Genomic DNA, 24,757 nt, shown 5'->3' with positions numbered 1-24,757 from the left:
GGTAAGCAATAAAGGTGTGTACTTGATCTTGAATAAACTTGAAGGCGATGGGGCGGTCGATTTTACGAACAAGATGGTCTTTGGGAACAAGTTGTTCCATCGTCACCATTTCAAGTTCATATTGGTGTGGAGAAGGTTCTTGAAGCATACCGGAGCATCCCTATTGCAACACTCCTATTAGATCAAAGGTCTAGCTCGAAAGCTAGACCTTTGTCAGCAGTCTGAGGCGCCCTCTAGGCGCCTTTTTTCGTGATGGCCCCATCAACAGATCTAATTTATTGGCATGGCTGTCTAACAATTAGGGGTTATGACATTTCCATGCTAGCCTAACGCCAGTATTGCCAAGGAATTAGGTATGAACGCAAAAAGTATCGCACTCGCCCTGACCGTGGTCGTTATTTGGGGCGTGAATTTCTCTGTCATCAAGGTAGGCTTACACACACTGCCGCCAATTCTTTTCTCTGGGTTGCGCTTTTTAATTGTCGCTATCCCGGCGGTATTGTTTGTCCCACGTCCTCGCGTCCCACTGTGGCAGTTATTGACCGTCGGGCTCAGTCTTGGCGTGATTAAATTCAGCCTGCTCTTTGTGGCGATGGACGCCGACGCATCGGCAGGGATTGCGTCTTTGCTGTTGCAAGCGCAGGTGATCTTTACCATCTTACTGAGTGCGGTGTTACTGCGCGAAGTCGTCACTCGCGCGCAAGGACTGGGGCTGTTCATTGCCCTGTCTGGGTTTGCACTTTTCTTTCTTACCACCACAGGTAGCGCCACCCTCACAGGTGTGACGATGATCGTCGCCGCGGCGTTTTTCTGGGCCATTGCCAATCTGGTGATGAAACAGATGCCGGGCGTGAATCTCATGCATTTTATGGTATGGGTGAGCTTGATCCCTCCCCTGCCACTCTTCGCCCTATCCTATTTACTGGAGAGCCAACATCCGCTCCAATTGCTGCAAGCTACACCGCTATCTGGCTGGTTATCCATCGCTTACGTCGGCTACATTTCTACCTTGGTGGCCTTTGCTTTGTGGGGCTGGCTATTAAATCAACATACCTCAGCGTCGGTCACACCGTTCGCGTTGTTAATCCCTATTGTGGGAATGAGTGCCGCCTCAATAGGTCTGGGTGAGCGATTATCACCCATCGAATGGGTGGGGGCAGGATTGATCGTGGTTGGGCTAACCATTTCCGTACTTGGCGCGAGACTGTGGCGTTATCTTAAGCAGGCAAGAAAAACATCGGCGAAAAAAGCACCGTCTGCGTCCGCTCAGTGATCGCGTTTACCCGGCCACCATTGGTTAACTAAGCGCCCGGCTAAGGATGGCTGATAGCGCCAACAGTGATCAAACATCGCCATCAGCTCTGGATTACCGTATTTAGACAGGCTCACGGCGTGAAATCGATTTTGCTGCGCTTTCAGTGCGTTCACTTTTTCGATCATCGCATCCGATTGTTTGGGCGCGATAAAATCAGACACCACCACCAGATCAGCATTTTGGTACCGGTCACCTGCCATTAAATCGAGCGCTTTATCAATCACTGGCGCCATATCGGTACCACCATGAAAACGGTATGAAAGAAAGCTCATCGCTTCTTGTAGCCCCTGTTCGCCAGTCAGCTCATAGCTAATATGGTCAGTGGAAAACAGCATCACGTAGCAGTCACGATGCTCGGTGGCGGCGATACGCATTAATACATACGCCAAGGCTTTTGCACATTGTTCCGGAAAGCCACTCATGGAGCCAGAGGCATCGACCGCTATAATAAATGGGCCTTTTATCTGCTCAGGCTTAGACTGACTCGGTGCATTGGTTTCTACCTTTTGGCGACGATGCGCCTTCCCCGACAATTGATAGTTCAGTAGCTGTTTATCCACCAATTGCTTGTAAAACACCACTTCGAGGGTAGGATCTGAAAGCAGCACCGCTTCATTAGGAAGTAAGCGATCAACACGGTCGCTTTGACAAATACCCGTAATATCATCAGGAACGTCAACTTGTCGCTCTGGCACTGTTTTTAAGGTTTCAGTCGGTTGCTGGCTGGGGCCTCTGGCACTGACTTGATTCGCCATCCGTCCTAATTGCTCCGCAATCGCTTGAAGATCAGGATTTTTCTCTAGGAAAGTGACAAAACGTTTCAGTAAGGTCACGTCATGTTGAGACAAATGGCTCGCGGCCATATCCCACAACCGGCCCACTTTACTGATATCACCGGATTGATCGACGCCATCCATCGTTTGATAGGTTGCAATACGACGGTAAAGATCGTCTAAAAGCTTCTCTTTTTGCGCTTCCAAATTTTCCGACTGTAACGCGTGGATTTCTGCCTTCAAATGCGCATGCCATTTATTGCAAAAATACGATTGAAACATTGGGTCAGGATGTTCGGCCTGTTGTGCCGCCAATGATGACGCTTGCGCGTGAAACGAGGAGACCGGCTCCAAATCAGCAAGGAGTGTTTGAATGTCGGACTCAAAGGCGCGTGCCGACTTCTCTGTCGCTTGCTCATACAACTGAATTTCTTGCTTCAGGGCCGGTGACAACCCTTGCTGCATGAGTTTGCGCTTGGTGTGACCTCGCCATTTATCGAGCTGTTTTTGTACCGCACGTTTGATCGCAGGGCTGCGCTCAGTGAGAAGCAGTAACTGGGGGTGCGACATCAACTCGGTCATTGCCGCATCAAGCAAGCCGGATTCCGCCAACATCAAGCCCATGTTTAAGCTTTCCGCGCTAAGCATCGTCCGCTCCAGTAAAAAACGTATCGAGACGACGTAAACGGCGCGCTTGCTGTTCTAGCGTGGCCATGTGAGCTTTTACATCCCGCTCGGCATCCACCAAGCTCGCGGATGCGACTTCCAGTAACTCGGGCTGAGCAAAAAGATGCGGTAGGCCTGCATTTAGCTGACTACGAGCGCGACGAATAAGAAACTGCGCCTGATTTAATTGTTCAAGCGCTTGGTCGGTTTGCGCGTGCCAGGTGTCAAGCTGTTCGGCGTCTGGGTTATTCACCCCCGCCAGTGCAACCGGCACAGCACGATTGGCAATGTCTTTGACCACCAGCATGCCCTGTGCGTCCCACTCTAACGTGAGGCGACACAAATGGGTGTTTTTGTTGACGTAGCCATAAAGATCCGTGCTGCCGGGCTTGAGCTTCTTCTCCACATCAGCCGCATCGAGGTATATCCAGCGACTATCACCCTTTTCTTGCTCCGAGACCGACGGGTTGGCAGTGAGCAGCACAAAGCGGACGAGGTCGCGACTTTGATTGACGCTAAAACGTGGGGCTTTGCTGATATCAATGGTGGGCTTTCGTAAGCTCGAACTTGCGCTGTCTTGCTGGTAAGCGAGCGCCTCGACCGTGCTTTGCTCTATGTCACGCAAGGCCACTTTCACATCATCCATTAACGCTAAAGCTTCTTGCTGATCGAACAAAATCTCAGCCGCAAACCGACGCATCACATCCTGTACCACGTCGCGCGATTCAGGGCTGTGCCAGAGACAGTCTTCGAGTAGCAGTAAGTCGAGCGGTCCGACTTCATCACGTCCGTTAAAGAACGCCGCCGCCTTTAAGAGGCGCACCGCTTTTTTCCAGCGGCGATCCGACACGTATAATTCGGCTGGATTGAAGTTTGGACTGTCTTCGCCCGCCTGTTCGAGCCGCTGCTTTAAGGTATAGAGCTTGTCAAAAATCGCATCGGGCAAAGAAAGGCTAGGAATAATGCTTTGCCATTGCTGATACTCCTCATGACCAATTTTAATTTTATCCGGCACCGAGGTTTCATCTTGGCTCGGCTCAGTGAGCATCAGTTTAAAATTCTTCTTCTCTTGAATACGGTTAACAAATACCCGCAGAAGCATTCGGTCATACAAAGCATCTAGCCCACTATCAGGCTCAGGAAGCTCGTTCGAGGCCGTGACGAGAAGCCGCATGGGAACCGGATAAACATGCTCGCCATTACGAAACGTACGCTCATTGACCACAGTTAATAGCGTGTTGAGGATCGCCGGACCAGCTTTCCAAATCTCATCGAGGAACACCACATCGGCGTTGGGCAGATAGCCCTCGGTGAGACGAACATATTTACCTTCATCCTTTAGCGCTTGAATGGATAACGGCCCAAAAACTTCTTCAGGGGTGGAGAAGCGGGTCATTAGATACTCAAAGAACTGGCTGTTTTCAAACGCATCGATTAGACGTTTGGCAATAAAACTCTTGGCGATGCCCGGTGGCCCCAACAAGAACACACTTTCGCCAGCAAGCGCGGCGAGCAAACACATTTTGATCGTATGTTCACGTTCATAGACGCCACTGGACAGGGCATCAATAAGTTGAGAAATGCGCTCAGGCAATAGCGCACGGCGGCTGACGGTGGCGAGGTTTTGAGACAAGTGACACTCCCGCATTCTGATTTGGTTTCAGTCTGAGCGGCCTCTCGCGGTGATAAGGCGGCTTCCTGCTTCTACATAAAGCATGGCAAGCCCATCCAAGGCTGCCATCAACACGCTGAACAAGCGCACAATAAATAAACTAATGTGTAAGTAAATTTTAAGTAATGTATGGATATATCATTGATGGAGATATCAAATAGTGACACAGATCACCTTAAAGTCAATATTGTGTAGTCGCTCGAAGAAGCTGATGGTTAAAGCATCAGGAACGCATTGATCTTGTTAACTCAGCATGGTTTCGGCTCACGTTGTCACTGGAATGACACATCATTGTCATAGAATCCGTTGCCTCTTTATCGCAACAGGACGTTAACCCATGTTTAAACACACACTTTTTTCTTTCCTCTTCCTTTGCATCAGCCAACTCGCGATCGCCGCGCCACCAGTCACTATCACGGGTTCAACGTCTGTGAGCCATGTGATGGAAGTGATTGCCGAGCGCTATCAGCGCGACCATGATGTGGTCATTCAGGTACAAGGAACGGGTTCGGCCGCGGGCATTGCTGCAGTCAAACAAGGGATTGCACCCATGGGCATGAGTTCGCGGTACTTAAAACAAGAAGAAATGGCTCCCGATCTCACCACCGATATTCTGGCCTATGATGGCATTGCCTTGGTGGTTCATCCCAGCAATCCCGTCACGGCCCTGACCCAAGCGCAAATTCGGAAGATCTATTTGGGAGAGATTAAAAACTGGCAAGCACTCGGGGGAGCGGATCGTGAAATCGCCGCGGTGTCCCGTGAGTCAGCCTCGGGATCGCGCTTTTCGTTTGAAACCTTACTCGACCTGACCAAGGTCGTGAAAGGTGAGACAGTATCGGGAGTGAGTCCACGCTTAATGGTGGTGAATAGCAATAGCATGGTGAAAACCCTAGTCGCCAAGAACCCTCACGCTATCGGCTATGTCTCGCTGGGCTCGGTCGATGCAGGCATCAAACCGCTATCGGTGGATGGTCAAGCACCAACCTTGGCCGCCATCGCTGATGGGCGCTATAAGTTGGCGCGCCCTTTTGTGATATTGCGCAAAACCGCGCCACTGTCATCCGCCGCTAACGGCTTTTATGATTACTTGCTGTCTGAGCAAGGCCAGCAAGCGTTTGCCAATGCCGGCTACGTCGCGAGTCAGTCGCCACACATGGCACTGACAACGCCCTGAGCGGGCAATTAGGCCGTACTGGCTTCCTTAGTCACCGGCCATGTTTTATGGCTACCCCACTCTGTCCATGACCCATCGTAGACAGCAATCGGGTAGCCAAAGTAATGCTCGGCCACTGCGGCGAGAATGCAAGCCGTCACGCCAGACCCACAGCTTGCAACATTAAGACGTGTATCACTGAGTAACGGAAGCACGACGCGTCTGGCTTCTGTTTGATCAATCACAAAGCCTTGTTGGTCAGTAAGGCTAGCAAACGGCAAGTTCTTTGCGCCCGGCATATGCCCTGCACGCACACCGTCTCTTGGCTCTGGCACCGTCCCGTTAAACCGTGCCGCTGGACGGACATCAATCACATTCACAGCCGCCAGTTTTGCCGCCAGTGTTTCTCCATCTATGTAGCGATAAGGTTTGAAGCTCGACACATATGTTGCTTCGACACGGGGTTTCGCGGCCGACTCATCCAAAGGTCCATTTTGTGCCAACCAAGCCGGCAGTCCACCATCCAAAATAAAGACATTTTCATGACCCATGACTTTACACATCCACCACACACGGGCGGCAGAAAACAGGCCTTGGGTATCGTAGATCACCAAAGTATCTTGTGGCGCGATGCCGAGTTTGCCCATGTGTCTCGCAAATTCCTCAGCACTGGGTAACATATGAGGTAACGTCGATTGGGTATCTTTAATAGCGCCATCAAAATCAAAGAATATGGCACCGGGTAAACGGCGCTGCTGCCACTCCTGATAGCTATCGCGCGCCACGTCGGGCATAAACCAACTAGCATCTACGGGGACAACCGACTCTAATCGCGACGTTAACCACTGCGCACTGACAAACACTGACATCTTGACGATCCCTTTTCATTATTGATGGAGGCCTTACTCATATTTCACTCGATACTGACGAGCGTGACATAGAGTAACACTCAGTTTTTCTTCATACTGATTCTGTCGCCATCAAGATGCAAGCCAATGAGGACGTTAATGACATCGCTGCCCCTAATTCGTCGAACCGCTTTAGCCCTGCTCGTGCTTCCCACACTCGGCCATGCAGCAGGGTTTGGCGTAACGATCGAAAATGACAGCCCACTCGGCGAAGATAATCAATATACCAGTGGCGTATATGCCCATTGGCACAGCGATTGGTCTGACGATGTCAACACCACATCGGTGGCGCCAATACGTTGGTTTGCAGAGCAACTGCCTTTAAACCCAGAGGCCCGTCAAGCTTGGAGTCTAGACATCGGCCAGATGATGTGGACACCGAATGACATCACCTTCACCACACCGCAACCTAACGAGCGTCCCTACGCGGGGCTGATTTTTATCGAGCCAAGTGTGTATCAGCAAACGCCTGAACGCGTCGATAAATGGTCAGTATTGTTTGGCATCGTGGGGCCTGCCTCTTTGACCGAACAAGGGCAATCTTATGTGCACAAGCTTATCGACTCACCGGACCCCAAAGGATGGGACTATCAGGTGCGAAATACGCCGGTGGCACAGTTTGCCTATGAACGCCACCAGCTTCTTCATCGGAGCGAATATCAAGAGTGGGGCGTATCTGGTCGCGCAGATATTGGTAACTTTCGCAGTGAAGTATCCGCCGGGCTCAGCTATCGCATCGGGCTAGACTTAGCGAATTCCTATGGTGGGATCAGTTTTGAGCCCGGTCGCCACCTTGACAGCCGAATGTTTGATGCCAGCACCCAAGGCGCATTTTTTTACACCGCTGTGCAAGGTCGATATCGCGCCAATGACATCACCATTAATGGCGATAAGCCCCCTGAAAACGCAGATATTGATATGACCCATTGGCAAGCCAGTGCCGCGGCCGGTTTCGCTTATTACCAACCGCGCTGGGGCACTGACGTGAGCGTTGCGCTGCACAGTAAAGACTATCAACAAGCAACTGACGACACCTACAGCTATGTGTCATGGACAGTCCACTATCGTTATTAACGGTTAACTGGCAGAGGCTCTACGGCTTGTTTCACCACAGGTCGTGCGCCTCGATCAGACCATTTCATCCATACCAAAGAAGCAAGGATCAATCCAATACCGACCCACTGCATGGGCTGAAGTGTCTCATTAACCCACAAGACCCCAAGGGTGACAGCAGTCAGTGGGTTCAAAAACATAATGATCGACTGACGATTAGGACCTAACACGGTAATCGAGCGTATATAAGCCCAGTAACCTACCGCAGTATTCAACACAATTACCCAGATCAAACCCGGAACGGCTTGAAGGCTGATTGCCTGTGGCGGTCCTGCCAGCAACCACGCAAACGGGATCAACATCACGCCACCAATGACTAACTGCCACGCGGTTAAACCAAAGATATCTTTGGCCTCCCAGCGCTTCATCCACAAGGTCGACTGCGCGACAAAAACGGTGGCGGCTAACATCGCCCCTGCACCAACCCAATCAATGTCGGTAGAAGGGTTAAGGAGTAGCCCCACCCCAGCCAAACCGAGCAGTGCCAACATCAACATCTTTAACTTAGGGCGTTTCCCTTCCGTTAACCACTGCAACAACATCAATACGAGCGGTAAGGTCGCTCCTAACGTCCCAGCGACAGCACCCGGTAAACGATAGGCGGCCACGAATAACAACAAAAAGAACGCGGCGATATTAAAAAAGCTCACCGCGAGCATGCGCGGCACGCTCAACGGTAAGCCTCGACGACTAATCAATAGCATCAGCAGGCCTGCTGGCAACGCGCGCCATACTGCCATCCAATAGGGAGACAGATCTGCCAAGAACAGTGCCACAGCGGAGTAGGTGCTCCCCCAAAAAATCGGTGCCAACACCGCAATCAAATAATGCATACCTTGCCCTCACTTATCTTAATGTGAAGATATATTAGTGCTCCAATTGATTTATATCAAGTATCTTTATGTGATGATAATAACTTGTGCGATGGACCTCGGCGAGAAAAAATCCGTCCTGCTACGCTTATTACTTCGTGAAAACAAAAGGATAGTGTGATGATTAATACAGAAAATGCTGTCGTCATTCTGATTGACGTACAAGGAAAACTGGCGCAAAAAGTGGTAAATAGCGATGCGCTACACCAAAAGACCGCGCAACTGCTTCGCGCCTGTCAGCATTTTGATGTGCCCGTTATTTGGATGGAGCAACTGCCAGATAAACTCGGCCCAACTTCTCCATCGCTCTCCGCGCTATTGCCTGATAACACTCCGATTGCGAAGCAAACCTTCAGCGCTTACGCCCATCCCGATGTGCAGCAACAACTAACAACGCTCAACCGTAAACAAGTGATTTTATGTGGCATCGAAACGCACATTTGTGTCTACCAAACCGCTTGCGACCTCTTACGTGCTCATTATCATGTTCACGTGGCAGTCGACGCGACGTCTTCGTGCCATGCCAACCACCATCAAGCAGGCCTGAGCATGATGCAACAACATGGTGCATGGATAACCGTGGTTGAGTCTTTATTATTCGAGTGGCAACAACAAGCCGGTGGCGACGACTTCAAACGCTTTTTATCGTTGATCAAATAAGCGCAGGTCAGCGCCATGCGAAGCCTTCTACTTCTTAGACCGATGCTTGTGGTAATTTCGACCGAGCCCGCGGCACATCGTGATCCATCTGACATGCCATGCACTAATAATTTGGTTAGTGGTCTAATATTATTGAGAATGCGTGTAAAAGAAGAAGGGAAGCACTATGTACAAGCGAATCATTGCCGCCAGCCTGTTCGCGGTGGGCGCGCTACCTGTGAATGCGGATGATCACACCTGTGGCAAAGTGACCATTGCCGACATGAATTGGAACTCTGCAAGCTTAATTGCCAATATCGACCGTTTTATTCTCGAGCATGGTTACGGATGTGATGCAGAGCTGGTGCCGGGTGACACCATGCCGACCGGTACCTCGATGGTCGAAAAAGGAGAGCCCGATATTGCGCCGGAATTTTGGAGCAACTCAATGCGTGAAGGGCTGCAACGTGGCATCGACGAGGGTCGGATTCGCTATGCAGGCAAAGCCTTGATTGACGGCGGTGAAGAAGGATTCTGGGTGCCGCAATATCTCGTCGATGACTACCCTGAGCTGAAAACCATTTCGGGGGTGAAGGCTAATGCCGAACTATTTACTCACCCTGAAGACCCCTCTAAATCTGCATTCTATGGCTGCCCCGCCGGTTGGAATTGCCAGATCACGTCAACCAACCTCTTTCGCGCCCTTAACCTTGCCGATAGCGGCTTTGAAATGGTTGACCCGGGCTCTGGCGCTGGCTTAGCGGGTTCGATCGCCAAAGCTTATGAACGCCAAGAACCTTGGTTCGGGTATTACTGGGCGCCTACGGCCGTGCTCGGCAAATATGACATGGTCAAAATAGACTTTGAATCCGGCACCGATATTGATCACTACAAACAATGTGTGACCGCGAATGACTGTCTCAACCCAAGGGTCACTATGTATCCCGCAGCTGATGTTGATACCGTGATCACCGAACGCTTCGCAAAGCGTGCACCAGACGCCGTGGCTTATCTAGAAACACGAGGCTTTACTAACGATCAAATGAATACACTGCTTGCCTGGATGGAAGAAAACCAGGCCGATGGCGAATATGCTATGACACACTTTTTAATTGAGCACCCTGAGATCTGGACATCATGGGTGTCCGACGATGTCGCCGATAAAATCAACAATGCACTTTAACCTCACTCAGCGCAGTCTTTGGCTGCGCTGCGCTTTCCCCGCAGTAAAGGAACCCCCTGAAAATGGCAAATTCATGGCTAACTGATGTGCCTGAAATGAGCAGACGAGATCTGCTTGAAATACATAAAACCCTCGACGGTGCCTATCGCAGCTTCTCCCGTGAATACGGCGAATCTATCGAGTCTTTTTTCGACCCCTTACTTAACTTTCTGGTTTGGTTCGAAGATTTGTTACTGTCGACACCGTGGTGGTTAGTGATCGCAATTCTGGCCGGCATTGCCTATCTGGCCAGCCGCTCTTGGAAGCTTCCCCTAGCTGTGGTGGTCGCATTCACTGCCATCGGCTATCTAGGGATGTGGGAAGATACCATGAGCACCATGAGTATTATTCTCGTCTGTACTCTGCTTGCTATTGGTGTCGGTGTACCGATTGGGATAGCCATGTCGAAGTCAGACCGTACCCAAGCGATCGTCACGCCACTTTTGGATGTGATGCAAACCATGCCGGCATTCGTCTATCTGATTCCGGTGGTCATGTTGCTTGGGATCGGGAAAATTCCCGGCGTCATTGCCGTGGTGATTTATGCCATTCCGCCGGTGATCCGATTGACCAATTTAGGCATCCGATTGGTCGATAAAGATGTTCTCGAAGCCGCTACCGCCTACGGTGCCAGCGGCATGCAGCGGCTTTTTCAAGTTCAGCTCCCCTTGGCAATGCCCACCATTATGGCCGGTATTAACCAAACCATCATGATGGCCTTGGCCATGGTTGTTATCGCATCCATGATTGGTGTGGCAGGCTTGGGACAACCCGTTCTCAAATCCATTACTAATCAATACTTTACCCTAGGTCTTCTGAACGGTTTAGCCATTGTCGCGCTCGCCATCATTTTTGACCGCGTTTCACAAAGCTACGCCAAACGTGCGCAGCAGCATTTAAAAGGAAGTGAGCATGACTGAGCGAACCCATGACACGCTGATTGAAATTGAAGGCCTGTACAAGGTGTTTGGTAAACACCCTCACAAAGTGATGGCCAGTGTGAAAGACGGAAAAAGCAAAGATGACTTGCTTCAGCAAACTGGGCATACCATTGGGTTAAGTGATATCAACCTCTCGATTCGACGCGGTGAAGTCTTCGTGATCATGGGCCTATCGGGGTCAGGGAAGTCGACCCTTATCCGTCACTTTAACCGTCTGATTGATCCTACCGAGGGCGCGATTCGCATTGAGGGCACGGATATTATGCAATTCTCTCAACAAGAGTTGCAGCAATTCCGCCGTCATAAAATGTCGATGGTCTTTCAACGATTTGGCTTATTACCGCACCGGACCGTTAAAGAAAATGTCGCGTTTGGATTACACATTCAAGGCGTGGCCAAAAAGGACCGCGATGTCACAGCCCAACAGTGGTTATCAACCGTTGGTTTGGAGGGTTACGCGGACCAATACCCTGCGCAATTGTCAGGGGGCCAACAGCAACGAGTAGGACTCGCGCGTGCTTTATGTACCGATGCCGATATATTGCTCATGGACGAAGCCTTCTCTGCGCTGGACCCGCTTATTCGCAGCGAGATGCAAGATCAATTGATTGAGTTACAAGAGAAGCTCCATAAGACCATTGTATTTATTACGCATGATCTGGATGAAGCCTTACGCTTGGGCGATCGCATTGCGATTTTGCGCGATGGTAAACTCATACAGGTTGGTGAGCCCGTCGATATTCTATTGCGTCCAGCAGATGACTATGTGGAAGCCTTTGTCAAAGATGTGAATCGCGCTCGCGCACTCACGGTGGAGACGGTGATGCAGCCGCAGATTTGTCGCATAAGCGCCAATACCATTGGCGATGCCATCACGCAAATGCGTCAACAGAAAGCCAGCTATGGCTATTATGTCACCGAGAATGGCTATCAGGGTACACTGAGCGAAAAAGCGCTCAGTAAAGCTGATCCCAGTACACAAATTGATGCCAGCATGATTGAAGATGTGCCTGCTATCGACCAAGACTCCTTGCTTGAACAAGTGATCCCAGACACGCTGGCATCGAAATGGCCGCTTCCTGTTTTTGATAAAGAAGGGGAGTTGATTGGCCACCTTTCGCGCCAAACGGTTGCCACGATTCTCAGCGAGAAAGCCGCTTCCACAAGGGATCCTGACTCGCCCGCAATTGCGAGTTGACCGGTGACAGCGGCTATTGGGTTAGCCGCTGTGTTCATTAAACTAAACAGTGATATCAGTCGCAAATCACACTATTGAGACAGGTGTCATCCCCCTGCAACAGTCGCTGCCTAACCTGCCCCTCATCCGAACATGAGTAGTTGGTAGGAAACAACATGAGTGTACGACAGCGACTGTTAATCGCATTTTCCCTCTTTATTGCATCCACGATTGGGCTAGGAAGCTTATCGCTGTGGATTTCATCCCGCTCTGCGCAAGCCTCTTCGGAGTATGTCAATCAGCAGCTGCCTGAAGTCTGGGCGTTGCTCGCGCTGGAGCGCGATCACCGCAACTTGGTCAACTTATCGCAAAAAATCAAAGCACAGTTGCTGTTCTGGAATGAAATTCAGCCGCAGTTTGAACAACTTCATCAAAACTATCAGCAAAGCTGGCAAGCACTCTCTCACTCTCCGTCGCTCGCAACCTGGCGCGCGCAGCATCAAGCCGATAAACAGGCATTCGATGACTATCTCGCCCAGCTAGAAAAAACCATCGCGGCCAAAAGCTTCTATGATGCGGGGAGATTGGTCGACTTTGATATGTATCCGGCCGTTGATCCTATGCTGCTCGCTATCAACGAGAAGCTGACCGAAAGACAAGCTCATGCGAAACACTCTGCAAGCGGGCTGATCACCTTTCTAAACCAACAAGCGCATACCGTGTATATTGGTTGTGGCGCCACCTTACTCTTAGCATTGATATTGATGACATGGTTGCGCAAAACTGTGGTGGTTCGCTTGGATCATATTGCTAATGCCTTAACAGATATTGACCAGCGCTCCGATCTGAGCACCCGTCTCACCGATAGGTACAGTGATGAAGTCAGTGCAGTCGCGCGGGCCTCTAATAACTTACTCGACAAGTTCTCGCATTTTGTCACTGACATTCAATCGCGAACCGCCGAGTTAGATGGTCAATCTGACACGCTCGATACCCAAAGCAAACAAGTCGCACAGATTAACCAGCAGACCCGTCGTCAAGTCGACGACGTCGCCCAATCTCTCAGCGTCATGGAAAGTGCCACCACAGAAATTGCCAGTGCCATTCATGATACGCGCGAGTACATTAGCAAAGTGTCTCACGATAACGATGAGATCCAGCAACAAATGCGGGCTACCGACGCCGCTATCGCACACAGTGTGGGTATCGTGGAGAAGGTGTCGTCGACCATGGCAACACTGAAACAAACCAGTGAACAAATTGCAGGGGTCATGGATGTGATTGAGGGGATTGCGGAGCAAACTAACCTACTGGCATTAAATGCAGCCATTGAAGCCGCGCGTGCCGGCGAGCATGGCCGAGGGTTTGCGGTCGTTGCCGATGAGGTCCGAGGCCTGTCACAGCGCACGGCGCAATCGACCGGTGATATTCGCAATTGGATTAACGATCTCTTAGGACAAGTTGATACCGCCAGTTCACTGCTCACAGAAACACAAACGGCCAGTGCCTCCAACCAGCAAGCCAGCATTCGTCTTCAAGGCTTTCTCAGTGATATGCACGCCACATTCCAAGGCTTGGAACAGTTGAGTGCCGAGGTAGAAGCCGCACTGGCCTCACAGCACAAGGAGATAGAACATCTCACCGCCGGCCGTCGTGCGCTTAAGCAAGGCAGCCAGTCACTCACTGAAGCCATCAATACCACCAGCGACGTCAGTGGCCAACTGAGTCATCAATCGAGTGCACTCACCACGCTGACCGACCAGTTCCAGACTTAAATCCACATCAAAAAGCCACCTTCATCAACTTAAGGCGGCTTATCCACTTTTACCGGGCCGCTTTAATGCGTTCAAAGCCTGCTGCTAAGTCAGTGATCAAATCCTCTACCGCTTCCAAACCAATGTGCACACGGACTAAGGTGCCACTGAAACTTACCTTACCGGCAGGACGAATACGGTTGAGTTGTTCAGGTTGATTGGTCAACAGTAACGACTCAAATCCACCCCATGAGTACGCCATGCTGAAATGCTGTAAATGATCACAGAACGCTTCCAGCTGTGCATCGGTAAGTCTTTGATCAAAAACAAACGAAAACAAGCCATTACTCCCAGAAAAGTCTCGCTCAAAAAAGACATGTCCGGGGCAATCAGAAAACGCAGGGTGAAGAACATGCGCGACTTCTGGCTGCTCTTTTAGCCATTGCGCAATTTGTAGAGCACTTTGTTGGTGTTGCTTTAAACGCACGCCCAGGGTACGCAACCCTCTTGCCGCTTGATATGCCGTCTCGGCATCAATGGTTTGCCCCATCAAATAGGCACGTTCTCGTAGCTGCGGCCAACAGCGACGATTCGCTACAGCAGTACCGAGCATATGATCGGAGTGGCCAATAATGTACTTGGTGCCCGATTGGATCGAAATATCGACCCCATGTGTTAAAGGCTGATATAAAACGCCAGCAGCCCAGGTGTTATCCATCATAATGATCGCGTCTGGCGCTTTGGCGCGAATCGCTTGCACCATGGCAGGCGTATCATGGACTTCCATGGTGTACGACCCAGGCGACTCGAGAAACACAATCCGAGTATTAGGCCGGATACGCTCAACGATTTGGGCTCCTTCAAGCGGATCGAAAAACTCAGTCTCAATCTGCATATCGGCAAGGATAGTTTGGCAAAAGTCTTGTGTGGGCTCGTAAGCCGAGCCAGTCACCAGAATATGGTCGCCCGTTTTCACAAATGCCAAAATACTGTTGGCAATGGCTGCGGCGCCACACGGAAACAACGCACACCCTTCACCTTGTTCGAGCTCTGTCATCGCATCTTGCAGGGCAAAATGCGTCTGGGTGCCACGGCGGCCATAAAACAAGGTGTGCTGGTGTCGATGCGCAATCGCATGTTTTTTGTCGGCGAGCGTGTCAAAAACAATGGAGGAAGCACGTTGGATCACAGGGTTCACACCTTGTTGGGTATAGCGTTTGTCGCGCCCCGCGTGAATCAATTGCGTGCTCAGGTATTTTTTTTCCATAATTCCTTACCCAAATATTTGCTCCATGGATACCTTACCCTAAGCATTATTTCTTTAGCAGTAAAGACATTTAGCCATCTATTTAAACAGGTTCAACCACTCGTCTCCTTGTTATTTATGGCATGGATGACGAAGCCCCGCGGCTACAATGTCGAATTGTATGCAAATAACTGTTTAGATCACTAAACAGATCACAAATTAAGCACACTAGGTGGAAAAGCGAAGAAAGTGTATATACATTGTATATCCAAACGATAGGCAAATGCAGATGACAAAAAAAGAAAAAAGCAAAAAAGACAGTCAGTTACTCATTCGCATTAATAGTGAGCAACGCGATGCCTTCTTGTCAAAATGCGAGGATCTCGACACATCAGCCGCTAGAGAGATCCGTCGATTTATCAAACAATTTTTAAAAGAACACGAAGAAAAAAAGAGCTCATAATCACAGTTTTAGGTGCAACTTGCCGGCACCTGTCCACGGCATTGAAGCCGTATTGCGGTGGCGAAAACACCGGCAATGACATAGAAAGGAGAAAACCGATGGCTAAAGCATCAAAGAAAGATCTGAAAAAATCGATCAAAAAGACCAAAGCAAAAGTTGCTAAACAAGAAAGCAAACTGAAAAAGCTGAAAAAACAGCTGAAAAAAGCCTAAATACAGCGCCTCCACTTATCGAGGCACTCGGTTAGCTAGGCATAGCGCGTATCACGCGAAAAAGCTCGGGACATGATGCCCGAGCTTTTTATTTGGCTCAATTAAACCAGAATGGCAAACAACTACTAGTGGCTCGACTCCGCTTCACCGGCCGGTTCTACCGTAAAGCGACCGACATCAACACCGATCACCCGCACTTTGTCGCCTGCTTGCAAGCTCGCATCATGACAGCTGCCGCTGAGCACCAACTGCCACGTGACACCCGAATACTTAATTGTCGCTGGATGTGCGGACGTTAACGGCTCAGTCAATGTCAGCGTCAAACCAATAAAGTCACTGTGCGTATTGTCAGGACTACGTGCACCACGTTGTAACCGCTTTAACGGCTGCCACAGCGCGGCGGTTAACAGCCCTGCCCCGATCCCGGTTGCGCTGAACATCACGGTCACAGTCTCCGGCAGCACTCCAAGCATCGCTAACAGCCCCGCCAGTACCGCAGCAACTCCGGTCGCCAGTAATACGATGGTCGATAAGCCCAGCAACCACACTTCGACCACGAGCAGTAACAGCCCGATAATCATCGTCATCTCAGCTAGATGGGTGGTAAACCAGTTGTGCATATTAGCCTTTCACTTTGTTCAGTGTTTGAATAATGGTCATCGCTTCAGCAACCGTACTCGCCGCGCCAGTCCCCGACTCTGGAAGCAATACGACAGAAGACTCTTTCGCGATCGCTTCTTTCGCACTGATGGCTTTTTCTGCCAAGTCTAACTGGATGGCTTTCTGACCTTCTTCCGTGATCGCTCGTGAACCGACAATTTCAAGCGCTTCAGCTTGTGCTTCCGCGACCGCGATAATCGCTTTCGCTTCACCTTCCGCTTTCAAGATCTGCTCAGACTTTTCCGCTTCCGCGGCAAGCACGCGTGCTTGTTTTTGCCCTTCTGCAACGTTGATATCCGACTGACGCGCCCCTTCTGACTCAAGGATCACCGCACGCTTTTCACGTTCGGCTTTCATTTGACGCTCCATCGCATCCAATACTGAACGCGGCGGATCAATATCCTTAATTTCATAGCGCAGGACTTGTACGCCCCAAGGCTGAGCGGCTTCGTTAATTGCCGAGACGATTGCCGTGTTGAGGCTTTCACGCTCTTCGAAGGTCTTATCTAATTCCATCTTACCCACTTCACTACGCATTGTGGTTTGCGCCAGTTGGGTCACGGAGTAGATATAGTCATCGACGCCGTAGCAAGCTTTGTAAGGATCCAGCACTTTGATATAAAGCACACCATCTACGACTAGAGAGATGTTGTCTCGGGTAATGGCCGACTGACTCGGCACATCGAACGCTTGCTCTTTTAGCGTACGTTCATAGGCTAGACGGTCGATAAAAGGTACAATAAAGTTCAAGCCCGCTTCCATCGTTTTGTAATATTTACCAAAACGCTCAATCACATAGGCGGTGTTTTGCGGAACAAACTTTACCGAGCCACGCAAGAAAACAATCACTAGGATTGCGAGTACAATCCAAACGCTAAACGCGCTAGTAAGAGAGACCATTTCGTTCATTAGGGTTCCTATCAGTAGAGGATCGACAAACAGCAACGCGCTGCTACTCGTAGAAAGCATTAAGAGTACGTCAATGTCGATGAAAAAAGACAGCGTCCGATAGCATCTTTGACATCCATCCCAATACAGGACGCGGTTTTCGCCATTGACTTGCTTAATCCTGACAAAAATCTCGGCGCTTGATCTCACTTTCAATCATTCACTCAAAATAAACCGGATATAAAGTGCGAAAAGAGATTTACCTCACATTCTTTTGCGTGTATTCTCGCTACTGTTCAACCGTGTTGGTTGACGTTACTGAAAGCTGAAAGGCGACCATCGTCACAGCCAACAGTAAACTGACGCGCAAATTACGCGTAGTCCTCTTGGAGCTGTTAAGCGGCTTCGCTAATCGGAAATTTATGCAGCAATTGAATATAGAAACATCGAAACACCCTACCGTTTGGCTGGAAAGTTAGTTGTCCTGAAGATATTCGCTACATTTGCCCATAGAACGATTAATGGCACTCGCGTCACTGCTACACCTAGTTAATATATTCAGGAGACATCATGTCTAAAGCTAATGGTACCGTTAAGTGGTTTAACGAAGAAAAAGGTTTCGGTTTTATCCAGCAAGAGAACGGTCCAGACGTATTCGTTCACTTCCGCGCCATCGTTGGTGAAGGCTTCCGCACTCTAGCAGAAGGCCAACAGGTTGAGTTCGATATCGAGCAAGGTCAAAAAGGCCCACAGGCAGCGAACGTAACTCGCCTGTAAGCTAAACCAGATTTAAGAAGAAAAGGCGCCTGTTTAGGCGCCTTTTTTTGTATGCGTAATCTCTCACTCCCCGCAAAAACGTATAAAAAATTCTACAAATCACTCTGCAGCAAAACTCGCCATTTACTACGCTTTTAAGACGGTTAGCGCTTTAGCAGGAGGGAGTATGCTATCTCGTTGTTTAGTGGTAGATGATCATGAGATGATTCGAGATACCATAGGTTTGATGGCACAAGCGCTAGGGATCAAATCCGTTATCACGGCGGCTGATGGTGCTGAAGCTATATCAAGGGCCTTTCACGAACAACCTAGTTTAATTATCACTGACCTACAGATGGAGCCTATCGATGGCTTGGAGATGCTTAGGCTTATCCGTAGTGGTCGCTACCACCTACAGCACGATGTCCCGATCATCATTCTCACCGCTAATGCCTCCCAATCAGTGATAAGCGAATGCATCCGCTATGATGTTGACGCATTCATGGTCAAACCCGTTAGAAAACAAGACCTCGAAAATCGCATTCAACAACTAGCCAGAGATACAAAATCCAAAAAGCCACCTAAGTACTACTTTGAGATGTATCAGGCCGATCCGGCCAAATCGACCGATTTTGAGCACAATGGTGCCGTTGTCTTCACTGAAGAAGAACAGGAGAAAATCGAAAGAATTACAGAGGCGAGTCCAACCGTTGGCGTAACAGCCCCCCCAGTAACTCCTGAACATCCAACAGCAGAGAGCAAAGACAGAAAGTTCATTCGTTGGCAGGATAAATATTCTGTGGGGCACCCAGATCTCGATGCCAGTAACAAGCAATTACTGGCTATCATCAATGACACCTATGAGGCTATCGCGTATCACCATGCAGATGGTGAAAAAGGAGATTTTGATGATCTCGCCCAGCGGTTTCGAGACTACATTGTGTCCCACTTCCAGCTAGAAGAAGACATTCTTCACGATCTCGCCTACCCCAAATACAAAGAACATGCAGCCATCCATGAACGTTTATCACGGCAAGCACATTATGTGTTACTGCAATGCCAGGCGGATCCTGAACTGTACCCTTCAGTCTTTTTCAAGTTTTTGCGTTACTGGTGGGTGCACCACGTCGTCAAAGAAGACAGACAATATCGCGAATTCCTTAGCCAATCGCCTCAATCCGCCTAGTCACCCTATTAGATTCACAAGCAGCAAAGGTGACTAGGCTTTTTGTCTAGTAAAATCTCTTTTACGTCTATTTTTAAAGCCACTCTTTTCACCTCATTCAACTGCAACTGAGACGAAGTCCAAGCCGCTCCCCCATCTTTGTGGCATGAGTCACACCAGATTGAGAATCGTCAATACATTTAGGCCAGTAAATGTTACGCATCAAAGTATTATGGTTAATAAAAATTTTAACATTAACAAATTTTACTAATATCAGTTACTTACTGAGTAGTGATAAACCGATTAGCGAAATCCGGGGTTGATAAACAAAATTCAGCGCCTATTATATATAACGAATTCGTTAGAGCACAAAACAATTATGTGGCGATCAAAAACGACAGATACGGCAGTTCTTGAAAACGAAGTCCTTGACCGTAAACAGATAAAACCGAGCACGCGGTTTGTGTTTCGTAAGCCATCGATTCGTGATGGTGGCGACATCTATCGATTAATCACCCAGTGCCCTCCGTTGGATGTGAACTCCGCCTACTGCAACTTTTTACAGGCAACGCACTTCAAAGAGACCTGTGTTGTGGCAGAGCGTGACGGCGACATTCACGGCTTCGTCTCTGGCTACATTCGTCCAGAGCAACCAGACACATTTTTTGTGTGGCAGGTAGCCGTATCGCCCAAAGCACGTGGAGAAGGGCTTGCCCTTTCAATGGTCGAAGCGTTACTGGCGCGCAAAGTGTCACAAGACATTCGATTCATTGAAACCACGATCACTGAAGACAACGCTGGTTCTTGGGCGCTGTTCAAAAAGGTAGACCGCCTCTACGGTACAGGTGGTCAGCGCTCAGTGTTCCTTGATGAACAAGAGCACTTTAACGGTGAACATGACACCGAATACCTTTTCCGAATTCCACTCAAAAAATAACAGGATGAGTTATGGATATCTTTAAATCGCAGGAGTCAAATGTTCAATGTTACGCCAACAACTTCCCCGTCGTGTTTGAAAGCGCGAAGGGCTGTTGGATCACTGGCGTTGACGGCAAGCGCTACCTCGATTTTCTTGCTGGCGCCGGTTCGCTTAACTACGGACACAATAATCCGACGCTGAAAAAAGCGCTGATTGAGTACATCGAGAAAGATGGGATTACCCACGGCTTGGATATGCACACCGGTGCAAAAGCACGCTTTCTCGAGGTATTTAAAGAGCACATCTTGGCACCACGTAACTTGGACTATAAATTCCAGTTCACGGGTCCAACCGGTACAAATGCTGTTGAAGCGGCGATGAAGCTGGCACGAAAAGTGACAGGTCGCCCAAACATCGTTTCATTTACGAACGGCTTCCACGGCTGTACCTATGGCGCACTCGCTGTGACTGGTAATCATCACCATCGCGGTGGCGGCGGTATGCCAGTGAATAACGCGGTAACACGTATTCCGTATGACGGCTATGCCGATGTTGACGGTCTCACACTGTTCGAAACCATGCTAAACGATGCCTCAAGCGGTCTAACAGGTGGAGATAAACCCGCCGCTGTCTTGCTTGAAGTCGTTCAAGGTGAAGGCGGTCTCAATGCGGCTTCTAATGAGTGGCTGCAACGCCTAGAGAGCATCTGTGAAGAACATGGCATATTGATGATCGTCGATGATATTCAAGCTGGCTGTGGCCGTACTGGTACTTTCTTTAGCTTCGAGCCATCAGGTATCAACCCAGATATCGTGACCTTGTCGAAGTCGATTGGTGGTTATGGCCTACCAATGGCACTGGTTCTACTGAAACCTGAGCTGGATCAATGGGCACCTGGCGAACATAACGGTACATTCCGTGGTAACAGCCATGCGTTTGTGACAGCCGCAGAAGCGATTGAAACTTACTGGCTAGATGATCAGTTCCAAACCCATATCCAAGCACGTGCTGATCAACTCAATAAAGTGTTGAAAGACGTCTTAGCGAAAAATGGTGACCTGTTCGACACCATCAAAGGTCGTGGCCTGATGCAGGGTATCGCATGTAAGAATGGTGATATCTCAGATGCCATCACAAGCCTTTGTTTCGAGCACGGTATGATCATCGAAACAGCTGGCCCTGATGATGAAGTGATCAAATTCTTCTCACCATTGACAGTCAGCGAAGCTGAAATGGAGAAAGGCCTGCAGATTTTTGTTAAGTCGGTTGAGCAATACAAAAAAGACAAATTGAAAAAAGCGTCTTAATTCAAAGCTCTCACCCACTAACAAACAGACGTATAAAGGATTGACATGATTGTTCGCACATTAGAAGAATGCCAAAACAGTGAACGCCGCGTAGTGGCTGAAAATTGGGAAAGTGTCCGTATGTTGTTGCGCGATGACAACATGGGCTTCTCATTCCACATTACTACTATTTACGCCAATACTGACACACATATCCATTACCAGAATCACTTAGAGTCTGTGTATTGCATATCAGGTGAAGGTGAGATTGAAACGACCGACGACGGTAAAGTGTATCCAATCAAACCTGGCACACTGTACATTCTTGACAAACATGACGAGCACCAGCTTCGCGCTAATAAGGGTGTTGATATGGTCATGGCCTGTGTCTTTAACCCACCGATTACTGGGCAAGAGACACATGACGAAAACGGTGTTTACCCTCTGGTCGATTAACCGTCTTGGGGCAGCGGGATGCTGCCCCTGTAAACCCAATCGACGACTTCAATTCATAAAAGCCCACAAGGAGCTCACATGAATCATACCGTTGAAAAGATCGGCGGTACATCAATGTCAGCGTTCGACGCTGTCATGGATAATATCTTTTTGTACCCGTCCAACCCTTATAACCGAATTTTTGTGGTTTCTGCTTATGCTGGCATCACGGATGCATTGCTGGAGTGTAAGCGGTCTGGCAAGCCGGGTATCTATCGCCTACTCGCCGCCAACAATCCGAAGTGGCGCGATGCCATGGAAGAGTTGGAACAACGTATGCTGCTCATTAACAGCAACATGTTCCCAGACCCTGTTTACCGCGAGCGTGCAGACAACTTCATTCGTCAACGTATGGAGAAAGCGCACAGCTGCATCGAAGGTATTCTCGAAACCTGTAACTATGGGCAGTTTTCTCTAGAAAGCTATTTGCCCCAAGTGCGCGAGTTCCTCTCGTCAATTGGAGAAGCTCACAGTGCGCACAACTCTTCTCTTTTGCTTGAGAGCGTGGGAATCAACTCACGGTTTGTTGACCTTTCTGGCTGGGACAACCCCGACGAAGCACAGGGTGATTTAAACACCGTGATTGCGCGTGCCATGGAAGATATCGATCTCAGCAATGAGCTGCCCATCGTTACCGGCTACGTATACTGCGATGAAGGTTTGATGAAAACATACGATCGCGGCTATAGCGAAATGACGTTCAGTCGTATTGCGGTATTGACCAAAGCAAGCAGCGCGGTGATCCATAAAGAGTATCATTTAAGCAGTGCTGATCCGCGTATCGTCGGTCCAGAACGCGTTCAGCCGATGGGCTTGAGCAACTACGATGTAGCTGATCAGCTTGCCAACTTGGGGATGGAAGCAATTCACCCGAATGCCGCATCAGGGATGCGCGCGGTCGGCATCGAACTTGTGGTGAAAAATACCTTCGAACCCGATCATCCAGGTACGGTGATTTCCCACAAATATCGTCCGAAAGACAATGAAATCGAGATCATTGCAGGTCGTGATAAAGTGCTAGCGCTGCATATCTTTGATCAATCAATGGTTGGCCATGTCGATCGCGTCAGCTACGACGTGATGGAAATTATTCGTGAGGAAAACGTTCAGCTAATCAGTAAAGAAATGAACGCCAACTCGATCACTTACTATTTGGATGGTAAGACCGCCAGCCAAGACAAAGTGATTAATCGCGTAGAGAAGCTGTATCCTAAAGCGAAGATCACTGGCGAGATGGTTGCGTTGATTTCGGTCATTGGTAGCCGGATTGACTCCAACCAGACCATGAGCCGAGGTATGCTCGCGCTACTGGACGCAGAAATTAATCCAAAAGCCGCACACTCTTCGATGCGCGACGTGGATGTACAGTACGTGGTACTGGATAAATTCTATCACGCGGCGATTTGCGCACTACACGCATGCTTTATTGAGAAACCGGCCCCAAAGCCGACCATCAAAGCCGCATAACCACAGCGCTAAGCAGTTAATTGCTCAGTCAATTTTTCTACCATTAAACGCCTCTTTCGAGAGGCGTTTTTTTATGCTTATCACATTAAGTTTCCACGCCTGTTTACACTAATTTTAGTACTAATGATTATCATAATAGCGAAGTTCCGTTGATCCTTTTACCTAAGCGGGTAAAATGCCGCGTTTTATTTTGTCAGTGATACGCGCATTCCATGATTGATCCAACCTTGCTCCCTGTTTATTTAACGGCCGTTGTGGCGCTGCTTCTTATCCCCGGTCCCGACATGCTACTTATCATTAGTGCAAGTCTTAGTTATGGAAAGCGAGTCGGGTTAGCAGCAAGTTTAGGGAATGCGACATCCGGATTGATTCTGACCCTCTTGGCTGCCACGGGCGTATCAGCGATGATCGCCATGTCGCCTATGGCGCTCATTGTTTTAAAGTACGTAGGCGCCGTTTATCTGCTTAAAATGAGCATCGACACATGGCGAGCTTCGCCAACGGATAGTGAAGCGCTTGCTCATCGTCAAAAGATGGGCCGACACCTTTATAAACGCGCGGTGATGACCAACTTACTCAACCCCAAGGCTCTACTCTTTTTTGTTCTCTTTTTACCTCAGTTCATCTCGCAACAAATCCAAGCATCCTCAGGCATGCAGCTTTTGAGTCTTGGCCTATTGCTCAATATTCTCGGATTGGCGTTTAATGTCTTGCTTGTTGTGATAGTTGGTCGTCTAGGTAACGCTTTATTCACACGTCCTAGCGTTCAGAAATACCAGCATAAATTGATGGCGATCGTCTTTGCAATTCTGGCTATTTGGCTGTTTTTACAGCAGAATGGCGTCTAAGTCTTGAACGACCAGACACCAAAAATCAACAAAACCTTGTGGTGCGATAAAAGGTCTCATCCTTGTCTGGTATATTGTGCGCAAGCACGTTATTAATAGGCTTTTATTGCCTAACATTAGGCGCTTAGACAGTTGTATCGGATG

23 protein-coding genes and 1 pseudogene are annotated in these 24,757 nt (G+C 49.2%); 16 read left to right on the top strand and 8 right to left on the bottom strand.

Translation table 11 applies throughout. The features are described 5' to 3' along the window. Positions 1 to 148 (bottom strand): annotated as a pseudogene (locus BGK46_RS17465) (IS5/IS1182 family transposase); the annotation flags it as partial. Positions 149 to 355: 207 nt separating this feature from the next. Here BGK46_RS17465 and BGK46_RS12860 point away from each other — a divergent pair. After that, positions 356 to 1,273 carry an EamA family transporter gene (locus BGK46_RS12860; protein ID WP_069589839.1) on the top strand — a complete coding sequence of 306 codons (918 nt, stop codon included), beginning with the start codon at positions 356 to 358 and terminating at the stop codon, positions 1,271 to 1,273. Here the strand turns inward: BGK46_RS12860 and viaA are convergent. Both viaA and BGK46_RS12850 read right to left on the bottom strand, forming a co-directional pair. Continuing rightward, entirely contained in the window at positions 1,267 to 2,736 is a 1,470-nt protein-coding gene (gene viaA, locus BGK46_RS12855; protein ID WP_069589837.1) for an ATPase RavA stimulator ViaA, read from the bottom strand. The genes BGK46_RS12860 and viaA overlap by 7 nt on opposite strands. Further along, positions 2,729 to 4,402 carry an AAA family ATPase gene (locus BGK46_RS12850; protein ID WP_139130782.1) on the bottom strand — a complete coding sequence of 558 codons (1,674 nt, stop codon included), beginning with the start codon at positions 4,400 to 4,402 and terminating at the stop codon, positions 2,729 to 2,731. Before BGK46_RS12850 ends, viaA begins: the two co-directional genes overlap by 8 nt. A 361-nt stretch (positions 4,403 to 4,763) precedes the next feature. Here BGK46_RS12850 and BGK46_RS12845 point away from each other — a divergent pair, with 361 nt between their 5' ends. Beyond that, on the top strand, positions 4,764 to 5,603 hold the full coding sequence (locus tag BGK46_RS12845) for a phosphate ABC transporter substrate-binding protein (RefSeq protein ID WP_069589834.1): 840 nt from the start codon (positions 4,764 to 4,766) through the stop codon (positions 5,601 to 5,603). Positions 5,604 to 5,611: 8 nt separating this feature from the next. Here BGK46_RS12845 and BGK46_RS12840 read toward each other — a convergent pair whose 3' ends face one another. After that, positions 5,612 to 6,451, bottom strand: coding sequence for a sulfurtransferase (locus BGK46_RS12840; RefSeq protein ID WP_069589833.1), 840 nt, complete (start codon positions 6,449 to 6,451; stop codon positions 5,612 to 5,614). A 138-nt stretch (positions 6,452 to 6,589) separates the two neighbouring features. On the opposite strand from BGK46_RS12840, the gene BGK46_RS12835 reads away from it, so the two are divergent. Continuing rightward, positions 6,590 to 7,564: a lipid A deacylase LpxR family protein gene (locus BGK46_RS12835; protein WP_069589831.1), complete on the top strand. Its 975-nt coding sequence runs from the start codon at positions 6,590 to 6,592 to the stop codon at positions 7,562 to 7,564. Here the strand turns inward: BGK46_RS12835 and BGK46_RS12830 are convergent. After that, positions 7,561 to 8,436, bottom strand: a complete 876-nt coding sequence (locus BGK46_RS12830; protein ID WP_069589829.1) for a DMT family transporter — start codon at positions 8,434 to 8,436, stop codon at positions 7,561 to 7,563. The two genes, BGK46_RS12835 and BGK46_RS12830, sit on opposite strands and share 4 nt — an antisense overlap. A 159-nt stretch (positions 8,437 to 8,595) precedes the next feature. Here BGK46_RS12830 and BGK46_RS12825 point away from each other — a divergent pair, with 159 nt between their 5' ends. From BGK46_RS12825 to BGK46_RS12805, 5 genes are all read left to right on the top strand, one after another. Continuing rightward, entirely contained in the window at positions 8,596 to 9,135 is a 540-nt protein-coding gene (locus BGK46_RS12825; protein ID WP_069589827.1) for a hydrolase, read from the top strand. Positions 9,136 to 9,301: 166 nt separating this feature from the next. Continuing rightward, the gene (locus BGK46_RS12820; protein WP_069589825.1) at positions 9,302 to 10,297 is read left to right on the top strand and encodes an ABC transporter substrate-binding protein; all 996 of its coding nucleotides are present in this window, start codon (positions 9,302 to 9,304) and stop codon (positions 10,295 to 10,297) included. 62 nt (positions 10,298 to 10,359) lie between these two features. Next, positions 10,360 to 11,256: an ABC transporter permease gene (locus BGK46_RS12815; RefSeq protein WP_069589823.1), complete on the top strand. Its 897-nt coding sequence runs from the start codon at positions 10,360 to 10,362 to the stop codon at positions 11,254 to 11,256. Then, the gene (locus tag BGK46_RS12810; protein WP_175418661.1) at positions 11,249 to 12,475 is read left to right on the top strand and encodes a quaternary amine ABC transporter ATP-binding protein; all 1,227 of its coding nucleotides are present in this window, start codon (positions 11,249 to 11,251) and stop codon (positions 12,473 to 12,475) included. Before BGK46_RS12815 ends, BGK46_RS12810 begins: the two co-directional genes overlap by 8 nt. A gap of 155 nt (positions 12,476 to 12,630) precedes the next feature. Beyond that, the gene (locus BGK46_RS12805) at positions 12,631 to 14,229 is read left to right on the top strand and encodes a methyl-accepting chemotaxis protein (RefSeq protein WP_069589819.1); all 1,599 of its coding nucleotides are present in this window, start codon (positions 12,631 to 12,633) and stop codon (positions 14,227 to 14,229) included. A 49-nt stretch (positions 14,230 to 14,278) separates the two neighbouring features. Here the strand turns inward: BGK46_RS12805 and metC are convergent, their stop codons facing one another. Further along, positions 14,279 to 15,475 carry a cystathionine beta-lyase gene (metC, locus tag BGK46_RS12800; RefSeq protein WP_069589817.1) on the bottom strand — a complete coding sequence of 399 codons (1,197 nt, stop codon included), beginning with the start codon at positions 15,473 to 15,475 and terminating at the stop codon, positions 14,279 to 14,281. A 268-nt stretch (positions 15,476 to 15,743) separates the two neighbouring features. On the opposite strand from metC, the gene BGK46_RS17630 reads away from it, so the two are divergent. After that, positions 15,744 to 15,917, top strand: coding sequence for a hypothetical protein (locus tag BGK46_RS17630; RefSeq protein WP_167370411.1), 174 nt, complete (start codon positions 15,744 to 15,746; stop codon positions 15,915 to 15,917). 337 nt (positions 15,918 to 16,254) lie between these two features. Here the strand turns inward: BGK46_RS17630 and BGK46_RS12790 are convergent, their stop codons facing one another. Further along, entirely contained in the window at positions 16,255 to 16,749 is a 495-nt protein-coding gene (locus BGK46_RS12790; RefSeq protein WP_069589814.1) for an NfeD family protein, read from the bottom strand. Position 16,750: 1 nt separating this feature from the next. Further along, on the bottom strand, positions 16,751 to 17,698 hold the full coding sequence (locus BGK46_RS12785; protein ID WP_069589812.1) for a slipin family protein: 948 nt from the start codon (positions 17,696 to 17,698) through the stop codon (positions 16,751 to 16,753). Positions 17,699 to 18,247: 549 nt separating this feature from the next. Here BGK46_RS12785 and cspE point away from each other — a divergent pair. The 7 genes from cspE to BGK46_RS12750 all read left to right on the top strand — a co-directional run bounded on the left by cspE (position 18,248) and on the right by BGK46_RS12750 (position 24,613). Further along, positions 18,248 to 18,454, top strand: a complete 207-nt coding sequence (gene cspE, locus BGK46_RS12780) for a transcription antiterminator/RNA stability regulator CspE (protein ID WP_069589811.1) — start codon at positions 18,248 to 18,250, stop codon at positions 18,452 to 18,454. A 166-nt stretch (positions 18,455 to 18,620) separates the two neighbouring features. Continuing rightward, positions 18,621 to 19,619 (top strand): bacteriohemerythrin, encoded by a 999-nt coding sequence (locus BGK46_RS12775; protein ID WP_069589810.1) that lies wholly within the window; start codon positions 18,621 to 18,623, stop codon positions 19,617 to 19,619. A gap of 358 nt (positions 19,620 to 19,977) precedes the next feature. After that, complete coding sequence (gene ectA, locus BGK46_RS12770) at positions 19,978 to 20,535, top strand: diaminobutyrate acetyltransferase (protein WP_077457896.1); 558 nt, start codon at positions 19,978 to 19,980, stop codon at positions 20,533 to 20,535. A gap of 11 nt (positions 20,536 to 20,546) precedes the next feature. Further along, a complete protein-coding gene (ectB, locus tag BGK46_RS12765) occupies positions 20,547 to 21,824 on the top strand; it encodes a diaminobutyrate--2-oxoglutarate transaminase (RefSeq protein ID WP_069589809.1) in 1,278 nt (425 codons plus the stop codon). A 45-nt stretch (positions 21,825 to 21,869) separates the two neighbouring features. Then, positions 21,870 to 22,259, top strand: coding sequence for an ectoine synthase (locus BGK46_RS12760; protein ID WP_069589807.1), 390 nt, complete (start codon positions 21,870 to 21,872; stop codon positions 22,257 to 22,259). 78 nt (positions 22,260 to 22,337) lie between these two features. Continuing rightward, positions 22,338 to 23,765, top strand: a complete 1,428-nt coding sequence (locus BGK46_RS12755) for an aspartate kinase (protein ID WP_069589806.1) — start codon at positions 22,338 to 22,340, stop codon at positions 23,763 to 23,765. Positions 23,766 to 23,977: 212 nt separating this feature from the next. Continuing rightward, entirely contained in the window at positions 23,978 to 24,613 is a 636-nt protein-coding gene (locus BGK46_RS12750; protein ID WP_069589805.1) for a LysE family translocator, read from the top strand. Positions 24,614 to 24,757: the final 144 nt, after the last annotated feature.

The organism is Salinivibrio sp. SS2 (assembly GCF_001722075.1).
Classification (GTDB): domain Bacteria; phylum Pseudomonadota; class Gammaproteobacteria; order Enterobacterales; family Vibrionaceae; genus Salinivibrio; species Salinivibrio proteolyticus.
Note: the sequence above shows the minus strand (reverse complement) of the source record. Positions and strands in the feature narration are given on the sequence as shown.

What these genes read in the sequence shown, in the direction of transcription:
- BGK46_RS12840 (WP_069589833.1), bottom strand. Translation starts at nt 6,451, where the DNA reads ATGTCAGTGTTTGTCAGTGCGCAGTGGTTAACGTCGCGATTAGAGTCG.
- BGK46_RS12830 (WP_069589829.1), bottom strand. Translation starts at nt 8,436, where the DNA reads ATGCATTATTTGATTGCGGTGTTGGCACCGATTTTTTGGGGGAGCACC.
- BGK46_RS17630 (WP_167370411.1), top strand. Translation starts at nt 15,744, where the DNA reads ATGACAAAAAAAGAAAAAAGCAAAAAAGACAGTCAGTTACTCATTCGC.
- BGK46_RS12810 (WP_175418661.1), top strand. Translation starts at nt 11,249, where the DNA reads ATGACTGAGCGAACCCATGACACGCTGATTGAAATTGAAGGCCTGTAC.
- ectB (WP_069589809.1), top strand. Translation starts at nt 20,547, where the DNA reads ATGGATATCTTTAAATCGCAGGAGTCAAATGTTCAATGTTACGCCAAC.
- viaA (WP_069589837.1), bottom strand. Translation starts at nt 2,736, where the DNA reads ATGCTTAGCGCGGAAAGCTTAAACATGGGCTTGATGTTGGCGGAATCC.
- BGK46_RS12850 (WP_139130782.1), bottom strand. Translation starts at nt 4,402, where the DNA reads ATGCGGGAGTGTCACTTGTCTCAAAACCTCGCCACCGTCAGCCGCCGT.
- BGK46_RS12860 (WP_069589839.1), top strand. Translation starts at nt 356, where the DNA reads ATGAACGCAAAAAGTATCGCACTCGCCCTGACCGTGGTCGTTATTTGG.
- ectA (WP_077457896.1), top strand. Translation starts at nt 19,978, where the DNA reads ATGTGGCGATCAAAAACGACAGATACGGCAGTTCTTGAAAACGAAGTC.
- cspE (WP_069589811.1), top strand. Translation starts at nt 18,248, where the DNA reads ATGTCTAAAGCTAATGGTACCGTTAAGTGGTTTAACGAAGAAAAAGGT.
- BGK46_RS12755 (WP_069589806.1), top strand. Translation starts at nt 22,338, where the DNA reads ATGAATCATACCGTTGAAAAGATCGGCGGTACATCAATGTCAGCGTTC.
- BGK46_RS12835 (WP_069589831.1), top strand. Translation starts at nt 6,590, where the DNA reads ATGACATCGCTGCCCCTAATTCGTCGAACCGCTTTAGCCCTGCTCGTG.
- BGK46_RS12815 (WP_069589823.1), top strand. Translation starts at nt 10,360, where the DNA reads ATGGCAAATTCATGGCTAACTGATGTGCCTGAAATGAGCAGACGAGAT.
- BGK46_RS12760 (WP_069589807.1), top strand. Translation starts at nt 21,870, where the DNA reads ATGATTGTTCGCACATTAGAAGAATGCCAAAACAGTGAACGCCGCGTA.
- BGK46_RS12845 (WP_069589834.1), top strand. Translation starts at nt 4,764, where the DNA reads ATGTTTAAACACACACTTTTTTCTTTCCTCTTCCTTTGCATCAGCCAA.
- BGK46_RS12790 (WP_069589814.1), bottom strand. Translation starts at nt 16,749, where the DNA reads ATGCACAACTGGTTTACCACCCATCTAGCTGAGATGACGATGATTATC.
- BGK46_RS12820 (WP_069589825.1), top strand. Translation starts at nt 9,302, where the DNA reads ATGTACAAGCGAATCATTGCCGCCAGCCTGTTCGCGGTGGGCGCGCTA.
- BGK46_RS12785 (WP_069589812.1), bottom strand. Translation starts at nt 17,698, where the DNA reads ATGAACGAAATGGTCTCTCTTACTAGCGCGTTTAGCGTTTGGATTGTA.
- BGK46_RS12750 (WP_069589805.1), top strand. Translation starts at nt 23,978, where the DNA reads ATGATTGATCCAACCTTGCTCCCTGTTTATTTAACGGCCGTTGTGGCG.
- BGK46_RS12775 (WP_069589810.1), top strand. Translation starts at nt 18,621, where the DNA reads ATGCTATCTCGTTGTTTAGTGGTAGATGATCATGAGATGATTCGAGAT.
- BGK46_RS12825 (WP_069589827.1), top strand. Translation starts at nt 8,596, where the DNA reads ATGATTAATACAGAAAATGCTGTCGTCATTCTGATTGACGTACAAGGA.
- BGK46_RS12805 (WP_069589819.1), top strand. Translation starts at nt 12,631, where the DNA reads ATGAGTGTACGACAGCGACTGTTAATCGCATTTTCCCTCTTTATTGCA.
- metC (WP_069589817.1), bottom strand. Translation starts at nt 15,475, where the DNA reads ATGGAAAAAAAATACCTGAGCACGCAATTGATTCACGCGGGGCGCGAC.